The organism is Pseudoalteromonas sp. PAR1, assembly GCF_947311895.1.
GTDB lineage: Bacteria > Pseudomonadota > Gammaproteobacteria > Enterobacterales > Alteromonadaceae > Pseudoalteromonas > Pseudoalteromonas lipolytica_C.
Window position 1 is genome coordinate 1 of sequence record NZ_CAMZMY010000029.1, and the last position, 23,231, is coordinate 23,231.

Genomic DNA, 23,231 nt, shown 5'->3' on the forward strand with positions numbered 1-23,231 from the left:
AGAGTCCGTATATAAGCCAGCATCTAATCTTTATTTAATAAATACTCCGTTGACAAAAAACGGGGAGTCCATATAAGTTCACCGAGCCGCTTCGCGCTACACAGAGAAAAACAGCATTTAAAAATAATAGTCACAAAGAGGATAAGAAGTGCTGCGCTTTAGAGGAAAAATAAAATACTCTTTTGGTTTATCTCATTCACTTCTCTTTGTGCATCAAAAATAAATTGAACCATAGAGTTCACCGAGGCGCTTCGCGCTACACAGAGATAAACCGTAAATTACGCGGGGTAAACCCGCTGCTACCGGTTCAATTGTTGGGTTTCACTCCGTTCTACCCGACCTACCAGCAAATAGCTCCTTTCCCCTTTACTCTAGAAACTCGCCAACTCATTCCATCCCCTTTAGCTTCACGTGCTCAACCAGATCGGGGAAAAACGCTAAAAACACCGCGTCTAATTGCTGATAATGACGGGCAATATCGTCTGCCGCTCCTTCAAAGTTGTTAGCAAAACGAATACGCTTGGCGATGTTATCAAGGGCTAGGCCGACCCCATCGAGTGTTTCATATTCTTTAAACCAATCATTATTAGTCATACTGGTCACAACTTGCTGCATGCGTGAAGGCATCATGGCTTGGCGCGCATTTAAAAGCCCATAGCTGTGCTGTTTGAATTCAGCTAATGGCTGATCATTAAAGCGATGCCAATGCTGAATAAGAAAGTGATCAAACGCCACATCAATCGCGACACTTGCAAAGCGTTTACGTGCTGGCGAAAAATACTGCTTAGCCTCTTTTACAAGGGGATGTGAGTCGGTAAACCTATCAACCAAATAATGATTTTCAAGGCCATTTTTAACCGCGTCAGGTAACTGCGCTGAATACCGACGCCCACCAAAATCCCCAAGCAGATTACCAAAGTGTGAATCAGCCGTCGGTTGTGCTAAGTAAAGGTGGGCCAAGTAGTTCAACGCATTCTCTAAATTAAGTCATTTTATGCATTGTAAAAGAATACACGTGAAAGGGTCTAGGGGCGCGAGTTAGCAAAATTTTAGAAGCGATTTTATATCGCGTAATTCACTGAATAATCACAAAGAGTGATAAGAGACGCTACGCTTTAGAGGAAAGTAACTAATAGTTTTATTGGGTTACTCATTTACTTCTCATTGTCTTCTCTTTGTGCAAAAGAATATTGAACCACAGAGTACACCGAGGCGCTTCGCGCTACACTGAGAAAAACAGCATTTAAAAATAATATTCACAAAGATGATAAGAGACGCTGCGCTTTAGAGGAAAAAACAAAATACTCTTTTGGTTTATCTCATTCACTTCTCATTCTCTTTTCTTTGTGCAAAAAAATAAATTGAATCACGGAGTGCACCGAGGCGCTTCGCGCTAAACAGAGAAAAACTGTAAATTACGCGGGGTAAACCCGCTGCTACCGGTTCGGCGTAAAAACACCTTCTTCACTTCGAAACTCGTACCTTACCCCTTTCCCCTGTAACTCGCTAACTTGTTGGGCTTCGCTTCGCTCCACCCAACATACAATAAGAGCTATCCTTTACTCCCCAGCAAACTTTAACATTCGCGTTTGGTCGGTAAGTTCAATATCCACCAGCTCATATGGGGCTTTGGCTGCTTTGGTGACCGCAAAAGGCATGGTGAAACTATCATAGCTATCAATCTGTTTTGCTACTTCAACCGTTGCTAGTTTGATGCGTTCACCTTTATCGCCTTTGCCAGTTAAGGTTGCACGAATGGCGTAGCGACCTGAGTCGGTCACTTGCACCGGTACCTTGGCTTGGTATTTATTATTGCCAAGCGCTGTTACTTTGGCTTTATCCATACTGATGGTTTGTGAGCTATGCACAAACGGCATTTTTATAGAGCGTTTTACCGTTTGACCATTCACTTTAGTGTCTACGCTGGCCTCAAGCTCATAGTAACCATTTATTGCACCTAAGGTTTCAAGCGGGTAATTAAATACGGCTTCACCATTTTCGTAACGTACATCTAGCTTTTCGCCATCAGGACTTGAAAGCGTTAACTTCACATCACTATCTTTAAAGCGCTTTTTACCCATACTTAGCTGCATAGCAACACGTTGTTGCTGATCTTTTACTTTAAACTGCGATTTAGCATGTAAAGCATTGCTCGAGCCTTTTTCGATCACATGCAGCAAGTAGGTGTCGTTGTCGTTAAGATCTTGGCTTGTTCTTAACATTGCTTTGCCATTTACCTGACCAAGCTTTAATCCAACGCTGCCATCGCTAAATCCTGCATTTTCCATTTGTTCTTGTGCAACCATAGCTTGCATTGGCATTTGTCTAAAGTTGTCATCACGCACCGACAACTTATCAAGCTTAAGGCCATGGGGCTTAAATACTTCGCCGTTATCAAAGCGTGCTTTTGGCGCAATGCGAATAAAGTTATCAGCTTGGTTTACAAATACTGGCACGCCGCGCTTAAGCTCTTTACCCGAAACTTTCTGCCAATACTCAACGCTGTCTTTCTCTAGTGTTTCAAGTTGAGCGCTCAATGCTGGTTGAACTTGAGGAAACTGATAAACCGTTTGTTCATTAGCCTGTGCTGCGTTGCTTACAAGCATCATTGCAGCAGCGAGTGTGGTTAACTTATTAATCATAGCGGGCTCCTAAATTCGATTTTTAAGCATGTCTGGCAAACCAAAGCAGTTGCGTCGACTTTGCTGATGACTCAAAGGTTCACGGCCTTTAGTTCGTGATTTATCGGTAAACCACACCACCCCAGCTAACGACTGAGAACTGCAATTTAAAAAGCCATCTGAACAACTGTCTAACCAGTTTTGTGTTACTTCAAGGCCCACTTGATTTTGATAACCACCGCAATAGCTGTCGCTATCCCATACCGCTGATTCAACATCACTGCCCACCACGGTCTCGAATCGAGACGGTAAACTTGGGCGGTTCGGTGTGCCATACAACCACTGTGCGTTATACGACGCCATCCAAGATACCTGCTGTTGTTTTACTGCATCGCTGCCGTAACCTAAAAGCCAACCCAAGCTTTGCTCAAACGAATTACCCGCAATAACTGCATCAGCCAACGGCGTACCACCACTTGAAGGAGCCAGAGCAATGGTACGCGTGACTTTGCTAATAATATTTGGATAACGGCTATCCCATGTTGGGTTAGATAAAATCCAACGCACTACATTACCGCCATTAGAATGGGTGATCAGAGTTAAATCAGTGATGTTTTTATTATTGATAAATGTAGTGAGCTGCCCTGCTAAACAGCCAGATGCCGCATCTGCCCACATATACTGATCAAAATCACAATTAATGACCGTGTAATTACTACTGTTTGGTAAACCTTGGCGAACTGTGTCGACAAAACTGCCTGTCCAATAGTCATTATACGCATCGCTTTGCTGGCCTGTACCGTGCACAAATGCGACTCCTTGCGCAGCAAAAGCACTGTGGCTGATACCCGCTGCCAACATTAAAGCTGGCACTAGTGAGAGTGTTTTTATTTTCATGTGTGTTCCTGTTGATTGTAATTATATCTATCAGGTTGGAGGAGTGACCTCCGACCAAAAACATAGACCAAACAGGTACGAAAGCAAGAATAAATTTACAATAATTTAACTTTTGGGTGTTTTTTAAGTACAAATTATTAGGTTTTAGGAGAAAAAGAGGGGGTGAGATGCTAGGTATATAAAAATTGTGTTGTTTACTAAAAGTTGATGTCTATGTTCGTTTATTTTCGCTTACATTCAGTTAAAAAAGCCCATTAAAAATGGGCTTTTTAGTGATGTCTAAGTATTAATATCGTAATTATTTTAAAACTGTGAACTGGTTAGGATTGGCAATCACTGCAGTACCGTCACTGAAGGAAACTGTGACTGGGGTATCGTTGTAGTTATAAATAACATAAGTTATTACACCTGCATTATTAAACGCCATTGCACTAGGGAGGTCAGCAGTTAACGCACCGGTACCTGTAGCAATTTGGCCCAAACTATTTAAAGTGTGGATCCAGTGATAAGTATGAGCTTTAGTTTCTCCCACTTCTGGCTCGTAACTATCAACTGAGTTGTAGTCATCAATAGCGCTGCTTGCATCAGTCATTGCCATCAAGTTCCACCAAATATCTCGCCATTGGCCAGGTATTAACCCTGACGGCAAATTATTTGCCGATTCAGACAAACCAAGATCAACATAGTTATTCATATAATCTTTGTATAAGCCTACATGCATAATAAGCGGATTGGTTGGCAATCCTTGTATTCCTAATATGTGCGCGTAAGCTGCGCTAAACCAAGTAGAGAATACAGCTCCATCACCCCAAATAATCGATGTTGTGATATATGGATAATCATTAGGAAAATTATTTGCTTCATCATTCATTTGAGCAAAGCCATCAATATTATTCCAATACTCCCAGTATGCTGCCGAGGTGGATGCATGCAAATACATTCCTCTTTCAACAAGCTCCTCGTTTTGAGTAATTAATCCATATAGAACAATAGATCCGTACGCATTAGCAGCCTCAGAGGTAGATTCATTGTTGTTACCTCGAACAAAGTTAACGCTACCTGACGCCCATGAAAAACCGTTAGCAGGATCAAAGTTTCTTACATACGGAAACATTTCATCGTTTTTGCCTGCGGCAAAATCTCTGATTAATAATTCGATAATAGGACCAAATTGATCTGCACTACACCATGCTTTATCTACGCGACAAATTTCGGCCGCAGCGCGAATAAAGTAGCCATAATGGAAATGATGATCATTCAATTGTTGATGCGATGAAAATGACTCTTCAAGCGCTAATAACGTATTCCAATCATTATCGTAAACAAAGTACTTCACTTCATCTAACGCATCATTAGTTTCTGCAGTAAACCAATCTTGTAACTCTGCTTTGAGCCAATTACGCATCTCGTTTGCTTGTAATTGCATACCTGCTTGGTCAGCTAATGCAATTAACTCGGCAACTTTGCTGTAGTTTTTACCAGACCAATAAGCATCAGTTCTGGTATTCCACATTGCTTTTTCAATCGTAAAAAACTCATCAAGTAAGGTCACAAAGGTTTGTTCATCCAAACTGTCAGAAAGCGTTGGCAAACTAGGCAGTACCCCAACATAAGGTAACTTATATGAAAACTCGCTGACTTGAGCATACTTAGTAATACCACGAGCTGAGCGCACTGGGTATTGAGTTGCTAGGTTTGCATTTTTCCAATGCAGCGGCTGTAGTCCTACAAGCGTCGAAATAGGCTGGCTATTTGCATCAAAGTAACGGTGAGTAACAGTCACACTGTTATCCCTTCTATCTACCGCGTAATCTATTTCAACTCGGTTAACAACATTTCGGGCTAATGTAGCAAAGGCATTTATTTGCGCTTCAGTAGGTGTTGCATTCAGCACAGGTAACCAGCTTACAGTAATTTCTTTCGCTTCGTTGATTACACCAATACTATTTGAGCTTATATTTTCAAATACCGTTGTACCTTCGCCGCTTATCAAGAAGTTATTGTGATTACCGGCGACATTAGTCCATATGCCCAAATGATTGTCTTTTTGAAAATAAACACCTTTTTCACCCCCATCGGCTCGCAAGCTTTTTATAACAAAGTCACCGTCAAATGCTTTAAGGTAAACATAAGATGATCCGTGAACAAAAGTCGCTTGCATTACCACAAGTTCGTCACTATTTAGCCACTGAATAGTGACACTTGCATCGCTAGAATCACTAACATAAGCGTTTAAATCGCTGTGTATACTATTGGCAATTGCTAAACCGTCAAATACTTCACTGAATGGATCTGGGATTTGATAGCCAAAACTATTACCCGAAGTACGCAACCCAGCCGGAATACCCATCATCCTAAACCCGCGATCAGTAATTCTGGCAGTGATAGGATCTGGCGTAATATAGGCTCCATCATTTGGATCGCCTATTGTCATTTCCCCTAGGAATGAGACTGACCCCCACCACTTATGTGTTGGTGTCGGTTTGGTCGCTGCATCACCAATAACTTGAGGGTAGCGTTTTTTGGGAGTGCCAGTTGGAATACCCGTTAGAGCATCGCATGCATCAATCGCTGGCTCAACAACACCAGCGTTGTAAATCCAGTTACCGTAATCAACGACACAGCGATAACTGTTCGGGTTTATTGCATTTGAAATTGTTCCTAAACCGTAATTTGATATTTGATATTCAAAATCAACTGGTGGTGGCGGAGGCGGTACATCACTGTTCCCTATAAAATGAATATTATCTAACTTAAATACGGTATTAGTGAACTGGCTTGCCCAAATAACAATTCCAGTGTTGACTTGTTGAAGGTTTAAGCCGCGATTTTTTAAATCAGCTACGTCAATAGTAACCGTTTCCCAACCATCTTTACCTTTCTCGCCAATTGGATAGTCACCAGACGTACATGGGTAAAAACAATCTAATTTGAAAGTAATATTGCTATCACCACTGACAACTTGCACATCAAATTTTAATTGCCCTGTTTCAAAAGCAGAAAGATCTACAGCATCTGACGAACCAATAAAGAAACCCGCTAGTTGATTATTATCAGCATGTGAAATCTGTAGTACGTTACCACGCTCGGTATCGTATACCCATTCCCAACTAATACTTGGACAACCCGCACCACCATCTTCATTGCATTCAGCGTAACCTATAGCTGCATCAAACGCATTTAACTTACGGTCCCACTCTTGGCCAACTTCACCACCTCTCAGCACGATTAATTCAAAGACTGGTGCTTCCAACACCGTCACTAACCGCGTTTCTGTCGCCGAATTACCAGCCAAGTCTGATGCAGTATAAGTAATCGTATACTCCCCCGGTTCTGCTAATACTTCACCGCTTATATCAACCGTGACATCACCATCAACTAAATCTAAGGCTGTAGCACCAAGTTCAACATAACTCTGTTCATAGGCTAACGTAATTTCACGATCGCCTAATAATGTAATTACTGGTGATAAAGTATCTGCAACGGTGACTAATCTCGATACTGAAGCACTATTACCAGCTACATCCGAGGCTGAGTACACTAAGGTATAGCTACCGGCAACTTCTTCAACAGTACCATCAACAACAACATCAACGGAACCGTCTTTATCATCAATAGCTGTCGCACCAGGATCAACAAACAAAGTGCCTTGTTCATGGGCAAACTCTGCATCACCCACTAAAGTTATAACGGGTGGCGTAATATCTTCTGGCTCAGGGTCTTCAATATACTGCTCTAAGTAACCATCAAAAAATAGCTTCGATGGTGTGTAAGAAAACTCAAGAAATGTATGTAGTTTTTTTCTCGGTAAAATAACACCTTCTAGCAAAATATAAGGTAAACCACTTTCGGTAATCCCATCTTGGTTTATGACATTATGACTACTTTGAGAGATAACTAACCTTAAGGGTTCAATATATTGATTATTACTTTCATTTTTAATTTTAACGACAACACCTAATGTTTTCTCGCTCTTATTGTAGGTGCGCTTACCTTGGCCAATTTTAATATTGTCATTGATTGCCTCCCAAGCAGCATTTGATGCTGGCAAGTAGCCAACCAACAACATCCCTAACACGAAAGCTGTTTTTGAAAATAATTTCATAATTCAGTTCCTTGATATTCGCGAGCAGCATTTTGAATATGTATTAACTTCCCTACCCAATTGATTTTAATAAAAATTAATGTATGTAAACTCTGCTTCATTATTATTCTCCATAATTACTTATTCCTCTAAATCTCTCGCTTACATTTAATATAGCGTTGCCGGGTTGAGGCTTATCTAAATACAAAACAAAAATGAAAGCGCTTACATTTAAGCATTTTAATTTGTAGCTTAGTTTTTAACCTGTTGCAATGACTACATCAATTAAATGCTTATTTAAATTATGAAAAAACAAAAAATTTACATATTAAACTTTTAAAACAGTACCTTATAAAATTAAAATGAAAAGCAAAAAACATAGCATCAAAAAAACAAAACCAATTACATTTTCTGTATCAAAATAATAAAACTAGTAAAAAGGTTTACAAAGAACAAAGCTATCGAATTCACTAAAAGGATTTATAATGATTAAATAAAAATTAATTTATATGAAAACTAAGAGAGTGAAGACTAAAAATACCCCTTGATTGAAATCGAGCAAAATTTTAAATACATTCTAACTTGCGCTTTATCTATCGTTGCTAGTATTTTTAGCTACTCATCAGCTGCATTCTTAGTATTAATGGTTCTTTGGTCTCATGAATCATTTAAAGATCTGACACCTAGAGTAATTATTTTCTTTTCTGGAACATGTGCATGTATAACACTTGGTGTACTTTTATCTATTGGTAAAACCTGGGTCATAAAAATTTTTAAAGGGCTGGTTATTACAGCGATTTCAATATCACTTTTTACTTTTTTTATAATTTTATCCACTGAACTTTATTCCCAATCTGTTAATGCTTTAAAGTTATCTAGCTTTTTTATTTTGTTTAACTTATTACTAGCGGTGTTATTCTTTAGTAAGCAACTTAAAACTAGCTCCCTCGTTATTAAAAGGTATAAGAGACGTCACAAAAAGAAATTACAGTATATTAAAGAGCAATTGTAAGAATAACTGTAACGAAAAACGTTTTTCCATTCATAGGCACTTGAATCTTAGGAGGGGCTTCTCTTTCACATCCGTTACGCTTTATGCAAAAAAGATTGAACCACAGAGCACACCGAGGCGCTTCGCGCTACACCGAGATTGCAATAATCACAAAGAGGACAAAAGATGCTCTGCTTTAGAGGGAAACATAATTCATTACGACGCACGAAATAAATTTCACGTCATTGGTATCGCGGTTAACCTTGGCGATGTTCAGGCAAAATCTAACATAAAACTTATGACTTAAACCTACAAGCCCCTTTACCCTTTCCCCTTGTAACTTGCTAACTTGTTGGGTTTCAGCATTAAAATGCCTCCTACAACTCGGCATTTTTGCGTGAATACATTTTATGTAAGTTCAGCAGTTTATCTTTCAGGCGCTGGGAATAGGTGACGAAATTTGTCAGTGTACCGGCATCTTTTCTGTTGGTATCAGCAAGTAGCATTAATAACTTACGCTGCGCCTGATTCAGATGCAGTTGCAATAACCTAGCTGCTTTATCTATTTCGTCATTTTTAGGTTGTTCTAAATTCTCGCTGGTATGGGTGAACAAGGTCAGCGTATCACTCGAAAGTTCGCGGATCATAATCAAAATATCGCTTTCTAATTCAATAAATTGTTCATTCATAATCCGCTTGCTTTCAAACAGATCAATGATGGAATCATGAATTTGGAACAAATAATCAAAACGGTTAATTTGCAGCATTAACTCTCGCGACTGCTCTTCGTCATTGATTTTACTAACAATAGTAGTGAAATAAGTGATGTATTCCTTCTCAACAAAACTGACATATTCCAAGCGTTTTTGTGCAGTATCTTGAATACCCTTGTAGTTGGTCTCTAAGCTCAGCGTGACCTGATTGTAGTTTTCTTTTAAGAAGTTAAGCAGTTGTTGGTTACCTGATTCTAACTTATCAACGACATGCTGAAACTCTTCATCTTCTTGGTAGGTGGGCAATTCAAGGCGTTCAAAGTCCATTTTTCCTTCACCAAGCAAAAAATCGACAAAGCGCGTAAAAGGGTTAACAAAAACAATAAAAACTAAACTAGCAACCACATTAAAAATAAAATGAATATTTGCCAGTGCGACAGCGGGATCAAGCGTAATTTCACTTAACTTATCACCAAACAATAAAATGAAAGGCAGAAACAAAAGCACCCCACCAACATTAAACAACAGGTGGCTCAGCGCCGCTTTCTTTGCTGCGATATCCATACCAAACACCGAGATCATTGCAGTTGCTGTGGTACCAATATTCGCCCCCATAATAATGGGTACCGCGTTCTCAAGTCCCAAAATACCTTGCTGAGTAAAAACAATGGCAAGCCCAGTTGTGACCGAACTCGACTGCACCATAGCAGTAAATACACAGCCCACTAAAATCGCCAAAAGCGGGTTTTGCGGCTGCGTTAAAATCTCAATTAATGCAGGATTGTTTTGTAATGGTGCAAGTGATGAAGAAATCAGGTTAAGGCTAAAAAACACAAAACCGAAATAGAAAATCGCCTTACCAAAAATAGAAAAGCGATTGCGAGTCAGCGACAGAAAAAAGCCAATAATAATGATCACAGGAGCAAATACCGTCAGCTTAAAAGCCACCAGCTGAGCCGTTATAGTAGTGCCCACATTTGAACCAAAAATAATACCGACACTATTTTTAAACGTTAACACACCCGCATTAACCAGGCTTATGGTGATCACCGACGTCGCAGAACTCGATTGAATAAAGGCCGTCACCACAGCGCCAATTAGCACCCCAAAAATAGGAATGTTAGTCGCGCGACTTAACGATTTACGAAAGCGCTCGCCAGATATATTCTCGATCTCCCGAGAAAAGTTCTCAAGCCCAAAAATAAAAAGGATAATGGCGGTTAGCCCTGCCATGGCTATATTAAGATTTTCCATTCGCTTATAAAGTGCTGATATTGTTAATCAAGATCGATACAAAAAGTATAGATTTGAGTACCTTATAGCGCAATGATCGAAAACAAAGTAACTGGTTTTAGGGACGAGTTGCGAGGAACGAGATTCGAGTCGTAGGAGGCGTTTTAACGGCGAACAAAAAAGGAGATATTAGATATAAGTCGTTAGAAGTCAGATTAGATTGTGCCTGCGCAAAGTTAAATTGAAATGCTCATCCGTAGGCGTGAAATTTATTTCGCGCGATAAACATAAGAGATTTCAGTCGTAAGCTATCAGTTTAAGAACACATGTTAGCTAGGTGCTAGGTGCATAGTGTCGGTTGTGGGTTGGTAAAGGGGTTAGGAAAAAGAAAGATCTGACCCCATGTTTAGTTACTATTTGCGTAAGCGTATCTATTAAATCCATTTATCCCACCTAATCCACTTAGGTGATCCACAGTTCCAACAGGAGCATTTGAATAGAAACGACCTATGACTGGATCATAGTATCGTGCCTGCATATAAATTAGTACGAACTACGATCCAAACATTTGGTGAAATAATTATTCAAAGTACTCGTAATATTAAACGGTTACCAAGACCTGATTTTCAATAATTGTTTCAACTTCTGAGTAGATATCCAATTCGGTATCAGGTACTTCCAACGATATTAACAAGCTATATCTCACATCATTCTGCCAACGATCCATACCTGTTCTATATTTCCACCAACCACCTACAGGGCAAATTGCAATTGTGTGCATATCAGCCAAATCTTGTGCAGAACCAATCCAGACATCAGAGTGAATGCTTCCTCTTTTTCTCAAAGAGCTACCAAATGTCCATCCACTGTTATCGCCTTCAGGACGATCATAGTCATCATCTACCATTAAGGCGTTTATTTGTGCTTTAAAGTTATCAATATGCTGTCCCGGCTTGATTACCTCAAACCGCAATGCATGAGATTGATAGCTATACCTCTTTTTGAAGCCCCTTCTACTTGGGTTTGGTTCAATAAAATAAGATAACGTTACCTTAAGTTTTACATCTAATTCAGTTGGCAATGCTCTCAGTACATCAGAAGGCCAAGGCAATTGATACAATTGCATTTGGTTAAGCTTTGGATCATCTGAAGGTGATGCTCCCTGTTTCTTTATGAATGGCCTGATAGTATTTTCAGAAACCATTGTGAATTCATTTTTTATACTATGCATGGCTCGTTCAAGATTTGGAACCCCATAACCAACGGCTCTTAACATAGTCTCTTTGGCTACTTTAGTTGAATGTTCAGCTTGTAAAACACCATATCTTTCATACATTTTGGTGGTCCAACGGGCTGAGTGAACTAGCAATCCTCGGATCGTTTCGGGCCACAATGACGGGTACTGAGCCATTAACTGAGCAGCATAATTTGACACAAGAGCAGTTGCAGCACTTGAGTCTTTGTTGGTCTCAAATAATTGAATAGTGGATCGTCCTGAAGTGGTTAGCAGCGAGACACAATCAGCATCACTCACCTCAGTAGCATCTGGTGAAATTAGACGATTACCTCCTTCTGCGACTATCTCTGGCTTATATGGAGCTTGCCTTATCCATCCCCAGTTTCTAGATGTCCTTGCCGCAGGGCTTAAGTCTCCAGACTCAGCTAACGCTGACCAACCTTCAAAGCCTTCTTCATCAACTGTCGTTCTTTCGGTATAAGCCCCAACAGTTAAAGCATTCCATGATTGAGCAGGATCTTCTATTTGGCTCAATTCTGCTTGCATCCAATGATCAGTTAGCTCATTAACTTCACGGTTATTACCAGTTGAAATCACAAATAATCGACTCAAATCTTCATCTAGGTTGAAAGCGGCATCATCTATTTGTGCCGACCAAGATGAAGGTTGGCCACCTAAATATTCTGGTTCGGTTGTTATAGCTAAAGAGTATACTCTTTTAAAATTTGGTCTGTGAATTTCCAGCTTAGATAAAGTACCCAGAGTAATATCACCATAGAGTTTAGGATCGTTAGCTCCTCTAGGTGGCAATATTCGTGCAGACTCTAGTACAAATGAACTTTCGATTGACTCATTCGACAACGCTACTTCCAGTAAATCGCCATATGCAGCGATACCTGCTTGTAATGAACCATGTGGCTGAAAAGGAATTCCAGCACCATACACATCGTACTTTGCCCATTCTGGTTTCCATGTTTCAGAAAAATCGCTATTACAAAATGGCTGCAAAAGTGGATTATCGTAATTTATACCTGAATCTAAAATCAACACTGACGTTTCAGTGTCAGGTGAGACCGAAACTCGACCAATAATATCTGCTGCCCATTCCAATTGTTCGTGAGAATCACTATCAATAATTGGATTGGGAACTTCCTTCGCTTTACGCAATTCTTTCAGGTTAGAAATTAAATCAATTGCACTCTCTAATTGATTGATGCTTGCGTACACAAGAAAAACTGAGGTATCAAAAAAAGTTTGTGACGTATCCGAAAATTGAATTTCTAATCGTTGAGCTAACCCTTGTTTTATATCACTTTCTTGCTGCTCATTTACTTTCTTTAGCCAAAGCTCCCACCATATCTTGCGCTCCCTATTGTCGGGATAAGATTCTGGATTATCTGTCCAAAAAGAATGTAAATTAGCTAACTTTACACTGCTAATGCTATCTATAAAGTTATGGTTTCTTGGTGCATTTTCATTGAGATTTTTATTGAACTTAACCTTACTATCATCTAGGTATTCGTTAATTTTACGTTGGAAGGTTTTTCTTCTTGCTTCAGGAATGAAAACTAAGGCGCTTTCGATATCATCATGCTTTGTTAATTTACATAGATGAAAATCACGATTATCAATACTATCGAATGGTAATGGAATGTTTTCGAACCCTATAAGCTCGACATATATACCTAATTCATCCGTTATAGGTTCAGATCTAGCAGCAACTCTCTCTGCGTGTTGCTGAATTGCTCTGCTATATTCACCACTAAGAGTACTAGCTTGTTGCTGTCTGTTTCTAAGTGGTACTGGTGCGGTTCTTAGGCTGTTTTTAGATTTATAATCTTCGTTGGAATAAAAACCTTCCAACTGAATATGGCGCTTCCTTTCTGTCATCAATTACTCCTATGATGTAAACAGCGCTTTTCCTGTTTTTCTTCTTTCAAATGCTTCAAATAATATTTCTTGGGTTAGTACCGCATCATTGTGTAATACTGCTTCTTTCGCTGCATCATCACATGCTCTAGTGACTTCGGCAGAGCTTAATCCAGTTGCTACTTCAGCTATTTGTGACAATTTTAAGCTATCTAATTCAAACAAACTTAAACTTTGGACAATCAGTTTCTCAACTTGCATAGAGTCTGGTTTTGAGAAGTTTATGAAGTGATCAAACCTACGATGAAGCGCTTTATCCAAAAGTTCAGGGTGGTTTGTGGCAGCGATTATTATACTGTCGGATGAATCCTGCTCTACAAACATTAAGAATGAATTCAGCACTCTTCGAATTTCGCCAACATCATTAGAGGCATTTCTTTGCGCACCTATCGCATCAAACTCATCAAATAAATATACTGCTCTAGTTTGGCTTATATGATCAAAAATAGCTCTCAGTTTAGTGGCAGTTTCACCCATAAAGCGAGTAATTAATGAATCTAAAACGATAGTATAAATTGGTAGCTTTAATTCGGTCGCTAGCATGGAAGCCGACATAGTTTTCCCCGTTCCGGGAGGACCAACAAACATTAATTTTCTGCTAGCTGTTAACCCAAACTTACTCAACTTATCTTTCTGTCTTTGTTCTACAATGATTTTTTCAAATCTTGAGCTTATCTCTTCGGGAAGAACTAGATCATTTAACCTTACAGACTGAGGTTTATATTCAAGTAACCCCTGCAATTCACCAACGTTAACCTTTTTTAAAGGTACAGGCTGATTATCAATCGAGCGAATATTATTTGACTGCGATTTTTCTACTATTTTTTTAATGTCGTCAGCTAATTTAACGTGCCCCTTTCGAGCTTCCTTGGAGGCCAATTGAAGAGCAACGGAGTAAAAGCGACTATCATCACGTTCTACATGACTTTTCAATAAAGCTTTAATTTGTTCTGCCGTAGCCATGATCTAAAATTCCATAAAATAAACGCTAATTAGCTTACTCTTGTTAAACCTAAATGCAATTCAGACTGTTTAGGGATTAACCCCAGAAATTCGCAAACAAGATTCTTAACACAAGTTGTATCAATCAATAGTCCTTCTGCTTTTTTTTCCAAAGAATCAGCAAAAAGACACTTATTACTTTCAAAGTTCAAATAAATCAGCTCTTGAGAGCTCATTATTCGAGGGCTTCGGATTGTATCATAAATACTTTTCGATATATCAGATAACTTAGATACTGGTATCCCAAACTTATCTTCGATATGTTTAATAGTTGCAAAATACATCAAATCGCCAGTATCAAACTTTCTAGCAGATCTTTCCTGAGTATTTTGACTACAGTATGGCTGCAAAGTATCTGTCCACATTCTCAAATGGTGGCGTTTTATAGTAAGTGCAGAACATATATCTTTTGTTTTTAATACAATCAAAACGGCTTGCGATCTTTTCATCAAAACTGCGACAAAATTAGCACAGTTTTGATGGATTTTCTATATAATCAGTTTGACAACTATGCGAAGTATGCTGGATATGAACACATAGGGTCAGGTCTTGCTTTTTGACTTTTCTCTAACTTCTTCGCGCGAAATAAATTTCACGCCTACTGGATCGAGGTTAACCACAGCAATATTCAGGCACGTCTAACTTCAAACTTATAGCTTAAAGCTCCTTTACTCTTTCCCCTAGCAACTCGCTAACTAGTATTTTTAATCTGACTTCTAACAACTGATATCTAATAACTCTTTTTTCGGGGTAAAAACGCCTCCTACAACTCGAAACTCGTTCCTCGTAACTTTCCCCTTTCCCCTCGCTAACTTACTAACTTGTATTTTTAATCTGACAGCTGACGGCTGAAAGCTGATAGCTTTTCTCCAACAAAAAAGCCGTTACATTGCTGCAACGGCTTTTTGGCATTTGAATTTAATCATGATCAGGTTTATTTAAGTTTGGGAAAATGCCCCCTCAAAAGACCTATTTTCCGTCGTCAAATTTTAATTTATAGATTGGGAATCTTTTTGTTAAAAATGAACTATTAAATGTTAGCCATAATTAAAGTTTGGGAATTTAAAAAACAACTTAATTTACAACAAGTTACAGTAATTTAGAGTTTATAATAATTCAGCAATCTCAATTACAGCTTTATTTGGAGCACCCTTATCATCTATTTATTCACATAAAGCGTCTGACCACAACAAAGAACTTTTTGGCTAAGGTCGAAAATTTTGTTAGGGAACTTTAAACAAAACACTATTTTTCAAGTAATTTACATACTAACTATGTATTAATTCTTAACATTTTGTTTTAATCTGTATAGAAATCTATTTGAGCACGGAGGCGAAAAGATAATGAAGTTCTTAATGTCCCTCCTTTTTTACACTCTAAAACTCTATAAAAAGTAGAATTGAGTGTTGTTTACCCCTTAATCTTAAAAATTACAAGGTTAGTAGATAAATGAAAATTTCACTCCAATTATTAACATCTTTTGCCATTATTGCTGTAATTGGTGGCTGTAACACAGTTGCTGATAAAAGTTCTAATACAAGTGTTTCAAACCTTCCTAACTGGGTCTTAAACCCTAATGTTACTGACGGTATCGCTGCTACTGACTGCGTTAAGTTTTCTGGCAACTTATCTGTTGATAAAAAATTAGCAACAGCTAATAGTAGATTGGCGCTAGCACAACAGATTGAAACACGAGTTGAGGGCCTTGAAAAAACATATAGCGAACGTATTGATTCAAATGATGACACAACTGTGGGCACTACTTTTAGCTCAGTTTCAAAACAGTTAACAAAACAAAAGCTACAAGGATCAAGGTTAATTAAATCAGATATCATAAACATATCTGGTAAAGATCATTTTTGTGTTATGACTGCCTTAGAGCCTAATCAAACAAAATCTTTATTTGATGACATACTCAAACAAAGTAAAAGATTGGTAAATCCTGCAGATGAAAAGTTTTTGTATCAAGAGTTTAAAGCAGATAAAGCTGAAAAAAACTTAGATGAAGAAATAAAAAAACTTACTAATTAATTACATGATTGGTTGGAGAGCTTCACTTTAAAAAGTGAAGCTTCGTTTTTATAGATAAAATTAGTTTTGACATGACAGAAAATAATAATCAAGAAAACCAAAGATCAATGTGGAAAAAAATACAAAGCTCAATTTTAATGATAGCTGCGATCTTGATTTCTATAGGGCAATGGGGGGACACAAAAGATGTTCTTCTAAGTGCATACACAGCCTCTATTAAAAACTTCACACACAAGATTCAATATAAGCAAATAGACAAAGTCAATATTGGGAATGGATTAGCCTATACAAAGTCTTTTTTTGGAGAACCTAATGCAATAAAAAGATCACAAACAAACCCTGATGTTGAGTTCTACTATTACATAAAAGACAAGTTTATTTTTACGATAATTACTTCTGACAAGCGCGTAAATGGTTATTCGGTACTATCACGCATTACAGATTTTTCTCCTGAGGTTCCTTTCTCAGCCCCGCTTGGTAAATCAACTATATTGGATGAGGCATCAGGTGAATTTGAATACAGCTTCGATACTGGTAACTTAATTTACTACCTAGAGTCTCAAAACCTTGGCAAGGATAAAATGTTTCTTTCTTTATCCAAAGGTTTCATTGAATATGCAGCAATACCTAGTTCAATCAACAGTCCAGATAATTACTTAGCTTCAGTAAAAATAGCTCTTAATGAGATTGATTCTCTACTTATCTATTCAGATACCAACAAGGACCTAGCAAAAGAGATTAATTCATTAAGAGGAAAAATAAAGCCTAATTATTATGCAGTTAGTGAACTGAATCATAAAATTGTAGCTGAGTCACTACTTACTCGTTTCGAATACCAAACATTTACAAAAAGCTGAACAAGGGGTTTTTATGTATTCATTCAAACTTAAAACATATTTATCAATCTTCAGCGTCTTAATGCTAAATGTAACTTGTGCTTTTGCGCAAAACTCAAGTGATCCATTTGACGAGTTAGGGAGAGAAATGGCCTCTTTAGAAAAGGAAGGCAGTGCTGAAGAGCTTAAAGAGTTTAATGAATGGAAAGAGCGCTACTTATCAGAATATCAAGATTTTAGGCAGAAGCACTTTAAAAAGCTTGATGACATACGTGATAAGCTTATCAATACTTGGGGAGAAACAGATTCACAACGGGCAAGCATGTCAACATACTACAGCCCTGACAATCAGGTAAAAACTAGTATAGATTTTGAGAATGATGTAATGAGTATCAGTATTTTACATGATGTAAAAGAGAACGTTACAACTAGTAAAGTTAATGATGCATTAAAAAGTACATTGTCAGCTAATCAGGAATTAAGTAATGATATTGAAAATAGAACATTTGAAGAGTTAACAAAAAAAATTGCAAACACAACCCCTACCCAAAAGCCTATTGAGGTTGTTGCGAAACCAGATAACCTTTTCAATAAGGAAATCGATAAAATAAAAGCTCAAGCTATTGCTTCACGTCACCAAGTTGAAAAAATTCATGATATGTCATTATACAACGCATCGTCAGAACTTGTGGCTAGCGATAATCCTCGCTTAGATAAAAGTTTTAAAGCTGAATTTATGCGAATCGAAAAAGAAAAAGAGCAACGCATTAAAGCACTACAAGAGACTCAGAAAAAGGCCAGTACAGTAAAACAAAGAGAGTTACTAAAGAGTAAAAGAGTAACAACTTATACCGTGCCACTTACCCATAAAAGCTTTATGAAAAAAGCAGCACCATTTAAGGGGGTAGTCAACCAGCATAGCCAACGTTGGCAATTACCAAATAGTATTCTTTTTTCTGTAATTCATACCGAAAGCCACTTTAATACTAAAGCGCAATCCCCTATCCCTGCTTATGGCTTAATGCAAATTGTTCCTTTAAGTGCAGGGCTTGATGTGAATCGTTTTTTACATAAGAAAAATAATATTATGAGCAAGCAGTATTTATTCAATGCAGAAAATAATATTGAGACTGGGGTAGCGTATATGCACCTCTTAAACTCACGATACTTAGCTAAAATTATTAACAAACAAAGTAGGCTTTATTGCATGATTGCGGCATACAATACTGGAGCCGGGAACGTAGCTAAAACTTTTAATTATGATAACTCAAGAAATATCACCAAAGCTTCAACCATAATAAACTCTATGACTCCTGAGCAGGTATATAACAAACTAATTTCAGACTTACCTTATGAAGAGACAAGGAAATACTTACAAAAAGTTATAGAACGTCAAGCTATTTATAAATCTATGGACCAAATTTAATATTTTATACAAAGAAGTTTACAGTCTTGTTAGCAAATATAATGTTAATTAGAAACTCAACATAAAAATGGAAAAATGATGCTAAACATAAAAAAAACACTCTCAAGTTCAATATTCTTTTTTGGCGTGTTAGCAGCACTTAGTGGATGTGCTTCAAAAATAGAAGTTGACTCGACTATGAACATGCCAAGTAAGTCAGGTCTCGCTCTTGAGCATATTGATATCGTTGGTTTTAAAGGTGACAAGTATAATATCAAAGGAAACGCTCTTTCTGCCAAAGTAAAGTCTAAATTGATGAGTCATGGGTATGTAAATGTTCATGCAAACTCACCCTATATACTTATTGGCGAAATATCACCATCACGTGTAGAGCGTAATTCGTGGAGTGAAAAGCATGAAGGTAAGAAAGAAACTTGGTACAGCTATCATGCATCTGTAAAACAAACGTTAACGTTAACTTACTATGTTGCTTATGGCCAACAAACACTAAACAGCAACTCTAAAACATTCACTTATAGTAAAGAAAAGAGTTCAAACGAAAACAGAAGCAAAGCAAAGGAAAAGCTACGTACTGACTCAGAGGTTGCTGACATTTTGATAGAAAAGGCAGCTGATTATGTGGTTAAGCAAATTTCGCCGTACCGTTCAATAGTAAAACTCAACTACCTAAGTGGTGAGGACGAAAATATTGATTTAGGTATTGAATATGTCAAAAAAGACAGGCTAAAACAAGCGTTTAGTATCTTTGATCAAGTCGCTCAAAATAGTAACTCAGTTGAAGATCAGGCGATTGCTCTGCACAATCAAGGGTTAGTAAAATTGATGCAAGGTAATTACACAGAAGCCTACAATCTGATGACAAAAGCGAACCTTATTGATCCTAGAAATTTTGATATTCTTGATTCAATAAAAGAAGTGGAAGATTACAAAGTATTGAACGATGCCCATAAAAAACAAAGAGGCTTAAAATGAGATCTATACTGTTATTAATGATCGCTTCTTTAACAGGTTGCGCTAGTAGCGAGAAAAATCCATACGATTTAGTTATTCCAAAAGCTAATAGTGAAGTTATTGAATATCAACCAAATGAACAGTCACGAGGAAGCTTTACAATCCATTACAAAAAAGACCGTAATGACAACCCTATTACAAAAACCATTAATAGATCAACTACGGTTATGGGTAATGATAGTGAATCCTTAAAAAGCTTGCGAGAACGAGCTAAGAAAGAAATAGTTCAACTAGCAACAGAAGAGGTCAACGGCGTTGTAATCTCCTCATCATCAGAAATCGACACTGTTGCTATCAGTGTGGATTCAAACAGCAACACACTTTACTCTAGACAAGATTTCACTGAAAAAGCAGTTTCTCAAACTGCTGGGATTGCAAGAATTAAAGATTTACAATGTCAAACCCTAGCTACACAAGGAAGTAGTTTATTAGTGAAGTGTAACGCCGACGTCATAGTGCCGCTAATTGAAAGCATTGATATTAAGCAGGATTAATTTGAGTTAATTGCGGTTGAGGCTATATACATACACCAAACAGATGTCACGTATAATCTAAAATTACAGAGCCCTGCTTTCACAGGGCTTATACGATAACAAGATACCCTTATAAATCGTCTATATTAACTTCTATTTCTTCTTGATCTACCCTTTGAGAAACAATGTTTGCTAACTCGTAATCTTCGATTAATTGAGTAAGCATAACAAGCTCCTCTCCTTTAGGAATGTTAGGTTCAGCAACGTCCCAAAGCTCATCTACACGCTTGAGTGCTTTTTCTAAGTCTTGTTTTGAGTTGATTGATTTTATCGATGTGATAGCCATAATGCACCCAATTTCGGAAAGATCAGAATAAATTACTCAAAATCTTCGGGGTTAAGTTCTTCTACACGACATAAATAGCCATGAGCTTTAATTTGTTCATCATTTAAAGATTGATCTGAAAACTTTTCAAGCTTAATCGAGCGTTTATCTTTCATAAGTGTACATAGCAGAATATCGCCAACCTCAATTCCTAATGCTTCACAGTATTCATCAGCAAGTGGGATTTCGAAATTCTTACCTATTAGTATCCATTTTTCTGGCACCTAAAGTTAAATCGACTATTAAGCTGTATAGCTGTATTTTAGTTTATTAACTGTTTGCTTTATCAATTCGCGGCCGCGAATAGAGTTCATATAACGGCGCGGAGGCTCGCCATTAAATAGCAAAATAGGAGTATCTAGCCAGCAGTTGAAATTCTCAATATTACCAAAATACTTAACACCAAACTGCCCAAGCTTTGCAATGTCTAGGACGTTGTCACTCAGTTGCTTATTGAGCCTTTTTGACTTATGTCGTATCAACATGCCTGATGTTGTGTTTAGGCTCTGAGCGATAACTTCTACGCTCCAGTTCAACGAGTCAGCAAGTGAACACACACCGGCTTTTGTAACACCTGTATTCGTAAAATTTATTTCGGCAAGAGGGTTTGAAAACGTTGTTAGCTCACCTTGAGTGACGACAGATAAGAAGTCGCATTTACTTGTGTTACTAGCTTGAAACTCAGCCATATTCCGCTCACTCATTTGATGTCTACTATTAACTTTAGTGAGCCGCACTCATAACTTCAAGTCTCATCACCAGCCATTCATTCAAGTCGTATAACTGACTGCTCAAAATCTAACATTGATAAGTGCTTACGAATAAACGCCATGTCTTTTTGTCTTATATAGAGCTCAGTATCTAGACCAGCCGAATACCCTTTCATTCGCACACTTTGCTGCGTTAATTGAATTTCTCCATAATAAAACCTTGAATTGATTTGACGACTCACGTTGTAAAGCGATGAATTACGGCCATTGAGCGCAGCCCCATAATGTATGACTGCCAACAGGTCTTCACGTGTAATTTTATCGAGATGAAGCTCTAAGCCGGGCGTCGTGTATCTTTTTAACCTGATCATCATTTCATGAAAGAGATGCATACCTAGACCTGCACTTTCACCGCGCACTAAATCGATAGGCTTTACATACCATGATGCCCTATTACGGTATGCTTTTATCTGAATACATAGCTGCGGCTGGGGAGTTGAAAAGCTCAGTACTTTAAACGCACTCTTTTTCAATTCATCCTTAAAGTGATACCCAAACTTTAAATCAGACTGATAGCTAAGCTTTAATTCAAAAGCCGTGTTACTTTCTTTGGGTATGATGTAAATCTCACCCCACCATGAAATCAAAATATTACAACCAGCAGCTTTAAACTCTTTAAATAGCTGCTTTAAAACGTTTAAGCACTCAGCCCATTCTTCATTTTTAACATCGACACCTGCTCTCCCTCTTGCATGATAACTTAAGATAATGCGACGTTTTCTGGCTTTTTTAAGCTGTGATAAAAGGGCCTGTATATTCATGGTGCCGCCATCAGACTCAGGTAAAAAGAAGCATCACGTTTGCCGACCTTACCTGCTTTTGTGATACCTGCTCCTCTAAAACAGATACGCCCAGCATGGTAGTAGCATCCCTCAAACCGCAGAGTCGTCACTATGCCTTTGTCACTCTCAGCATATGAAATAAAATCACCAAAGCCGACATTAAACGCTTTATATATAATGCGCTGTAGCAACTGCTCAATTTCAAGTTCAAGCGCTTGAACCTGCGCATCAAGTTGGTTCGACTCTTCAATAACTTTAGTCAGTGTACTATCAGCATCAAGCGACAACGTATTTACACATGATTCGTCGAGGTTTTTTAACGGCTCCTTGACCTCTTCTAGCTTCCAGTATAACTCTGACAGTTCTTCGTATCGCTCAGTTTTACTTTCAAGCTCTTTTATCAGTGATAGAACAAACGGCAAGTATTGAGTATTACGAGAAAGCGATACAACTTCTGTGTCATCTAATATCACTTCCTCAATATCTACATATGGAGTGATAAAGTGCGCCTCGACTTGTGGCGACATAGTCCCTGAAAAAGCAATTTTCCTTGTCGTTATATGAAGGAATGAGTCGACACCGTAGTGAAACCGCTCATGTAAATCATAAAACCAGTTCACTATCGTTGTTTTTACTACAACTTCTTGTAAATTATGCTCAAGTAGCAGTTGCCGATTTTTTAACACGCACTCTTTAAAAGCCTGTGTATACTCAACTAACGCATAACTCGGCAGAGTTAAACGATGAACAGGCTCACTCTCGTGCTCTTTAAACTGATCAACATCGAAGCAAATCACTTGATGACTCATC

At 38.1% G+C, this 23,231-nt stretch carries 20 protein-coding genes; 5 read left to right on the forward strand and 15 right to left on the reverse strand.

Annotated elements, in window-relative coordinates; translation table 11 throughout:
* Nucleotides 1-387 precede the first annotated feature (387 nt).
* The 10 genes from QL229_RS18265 to QL229_RS18310 form a co-directional block, all read right to left on the reverse strand.
* Entirely contained in the window at nucleotides 388-969 is a 582-nt protein-coding gene (locus QL229_RS18265) for an ACP phosphodiesterase (protein ID WP_138558567.1), read from the reverse strand.
* A gap of 590 nt (nucleotides 970-1,559) precedes the next feature.
* Nucleotides 1,560-2,642 carry a DUF4785 domain-containing protein gene (locus tag QL229_RS18270; RefSeq protein WP_138558568.1) on the reverse strand — a complete coding sequence of 361 codons (1,083 nt, stop codon included), beginning with the start codon at nucleotides 2,640-2,642 and terminating at the stop codon, nucleotides 1,560-1,562.
* Between the two features lie 9 nt (nucleotides 2,643-2,651).
* The gene (locus tag QL229_RS18275; protein WP_199526767.1) at nucleotides 2,652-3,518 is read right to left on the reverse strand and encodes a hypothetical protein; all 867 of its coding nucleotides are present in this window, start codon (nucleotides 3,516-3,518) and stop codon (nucleotides 2,652-2,654) included.
* A 298-nt stretch (nucleotides 3,519-3,816) separates the two neighbouring features.
* Nucleotides 3,817-7,623, reverse strand: a complete 3,807-nt coding sequence (locus tag QL229_RS18280) for a glycosyl hydrolase (RefSeq protein WP_281547267.1) — start codon at nucleotides 7,621-7,623, stop codon at nucleotides 3,817-3,819.
* 636 nt (nucleotides 7,624-8,259) lie between these two features.
* Nucleotides 8,260-8,439, reverse strand: a complete 180-nt coding sequence (locus tag QL229_RS18285) for a hypothetical protein (RefSeq protein WP_138558570.1) — start codon at nucleotides 8,437-8,439, stop codon at nucleotides 8,260-8,262.
* A 531-nt stretch (nucleotides 8,440-8,970) separates the two neighbouring features.
* The gene (locus QL229_RS18290) at nucleotides 8,971-10,560 is read right to left on the reverse strand and encodes a Na/Pi symporter (RefSeq protein WP_138558571.1); all 1,590 of its coding nucleotides are present in this window, start codon (nucleotides 10,558-10,560) and stop codon (nucleotides 8,971-8,973) included.
* Between the two features lie 385 nt (nucleotides 10,561-10,945).
* The gene (locus QL229_RS18295) at nucleotides 10,946-11,077 is read right to left on the reverse strand and encodes an RHS repeat-associated core domain-containing protein (protein WP_212748204.1); all 132 of its coding nucleotides are present in this window, start codon (nucleotides 11,075-11,077) and stop codon (nucleotides 10,946-10,948) included.
* Nucleotides 11,078-11,140: 63 nt separating this feature from the next.
* Entirely contained in the window at nucleotides 11,141-13,666 is a 2,526-nt protein-coding gene (locus tag QL229_RS18300; protein ID WP_138558572.1) for a S8 family peptidase, read from the reverse strand.
* Between the two features lie 9 nt (nucleotides 13,667-13,675).
* A complete protein-coding gene (locus QL229_RS18305) occupies nucleotides 13,676-14,668 on the reverse strand; it encodes an ATP-binding protein (RefSeq protein WP_138558573.1) in 993 nt (330 codons plus the stop codon).
* Between the two features lie 29 nt (nucleotides 14,669-14,697).
* Entirely contained in the window at nucleotides 14,698-15,156 is a 459-nt protein-coding gene (locus tag QL229_RS18310) for a hypothetical protein (protein WP_138558574.1), read from the reverse strand.
* 1,000 nt (nucleotides 15,157-16,156) lie between these two features.
* Between QL229_RS18310 and QL229_RS18315 the strand changes: the two genes are divergently transcribed.
* From QL229_RS18315 to QL229_RS18335, 5 genes are all read left to right on the forward strand, one after another.
* Nucleotides 16,157-16,738 (forward strand): hypothetical protein, encoded by a 582-nt coding sequence (locus QL229_RS18315; protein ID WP_281547268.1) that lies wholly within the window; start codon nucleotides 16,157-16,159, stop codon nucleotides 16,736-16,738.
* 71 nt (nucleotides 16,739-16,809) lie between these two features.
* Nucleotides 16,810-17,595 (forward strand): ETEC_3214 domain-containing protein, encoded by a 786-nt coding sequence (locus QL229_RS18320; RefSeq protein WP_175083652.1) that lies wholly within the window; start codon nucleotides 16,810-16,812, stop codon nucleotides 17,593-17,595.
* A gap of 13 nt (nucleotides 17,596-17,608) precedes the next feature.
* The gene (locus tag QL229_RS18325; protein ID WP_281547269.1) at nucleotides 17,609-19,000 is read left to right on the forward strand and encodes a transglycosylase SLT domain-containing protein; all 1,392 of its coding nucleotides are present in this window, start codon (nucleotides 17,609-17,611) and stop codon (nucleotides 18,998-19,000) included.
* A 78-nt stretch (nucleotides 19,001-19,078) separates the two neighbouring features.
* Nucleotides 19,079-19,972 carry a hypothetical protein gene (locus QL229_RS18330; protein ID WP_281547270.1) on the forward strand — a complete coding sequence of 298 codons (894 nt, stop codon included), beginning with the start codon at nucleotides 19,079-19,081 and terminating at the stop codon, nucleotides 19,970-19,972.
* Nucleotides 19,969-20,505: a hypothetical protein gene (locus QL229_RS18335; protein WP_281547271.1), complete on the forward strand. Its 537-nt coding sequence runs from the start codon at nucleotides 19,969-19,971 to the stop codon at nucleotides 20,503-20,505. Before QL229_RS18330 ends, QL229_RS18335 begins: the two co-directional genes overlap by 4 nt.
* A gap of 109 nt (nucleotides 20,506-20,614) precedes the next feature.
* Here QL229_RS18335 and QL229_RS18340 read toward each other — a convergent pair whose 3' ends face one another.
* From QL229_RS18340 to QL229_RS18360, 5 genes are all read right to left on the reverse strand, one after another.
* Nucleotides 20,615-20,830, reverse strand: coding sequence for a hypothetical protein (locus tag QL229_RS18340; RefSeq protein ID WP_281547272.1), 216 nt, complete (start codon nucleotides 20,828-20,830; stop codon nucleotides 20,615-20,617).
* A gap of 32 nt (nucleotides 20,831-20,862) precedes the next feature.
* On the reverse strand, nucleotides 20,863-21,093 hold the full coding sequence (locus tag QL229_RS18345; protein ID WP_281547273.1) for a hypothetical protein: 231 nt from the start codon (nucleotides 21,091-21,093) through the stop codon (nucleotides 20,863-20,865).
* Between the two features lie 18 nt (nucleotides 21,094-21,111).
* Nucleotides 21,112-21,573 (reverse strand): hypothetical protein, encoded by a 462-nt coding sequence (locus tag QL229_RS18350; protein ID WP_281547274.1) that lies wholly within the window; start codon nucleotides 21,571-21,573, stop codon nucleotides 21,112-21,114.
* 62 nt (nucleotides 21,574-21,635) lie between these two features.
* Nucleotides 21,636-22,400 carry a hypothetical protein gene (locus QL229_RS18355; protein WP_281547275.1) on the reverse strand — a complete coding sequence of 255 codons (765 nt, stop codon included), beginning with the start codon at nucleotides 22,398-22,400 and terminating at the stop codon, nucleotides 21,636-21,638.
* Complete coding sequence (locus tag QL229_RS18360) at nucleotides 22,397-23,230, reverse strand: hypothetical protein (RefSeq protein ID WP_281547276.1); 834 nt, start codon at nucleotides 23,228-23,230, stop codon at nucleotides 22,397-22,399. Before QL229_RS18360 ends, QL229_RS18355 begins: the two co-directional genes overlap by 4 nt.
* Between the last annotated feature and the right edge of the window lies 1 nt (nucleotide 23,231).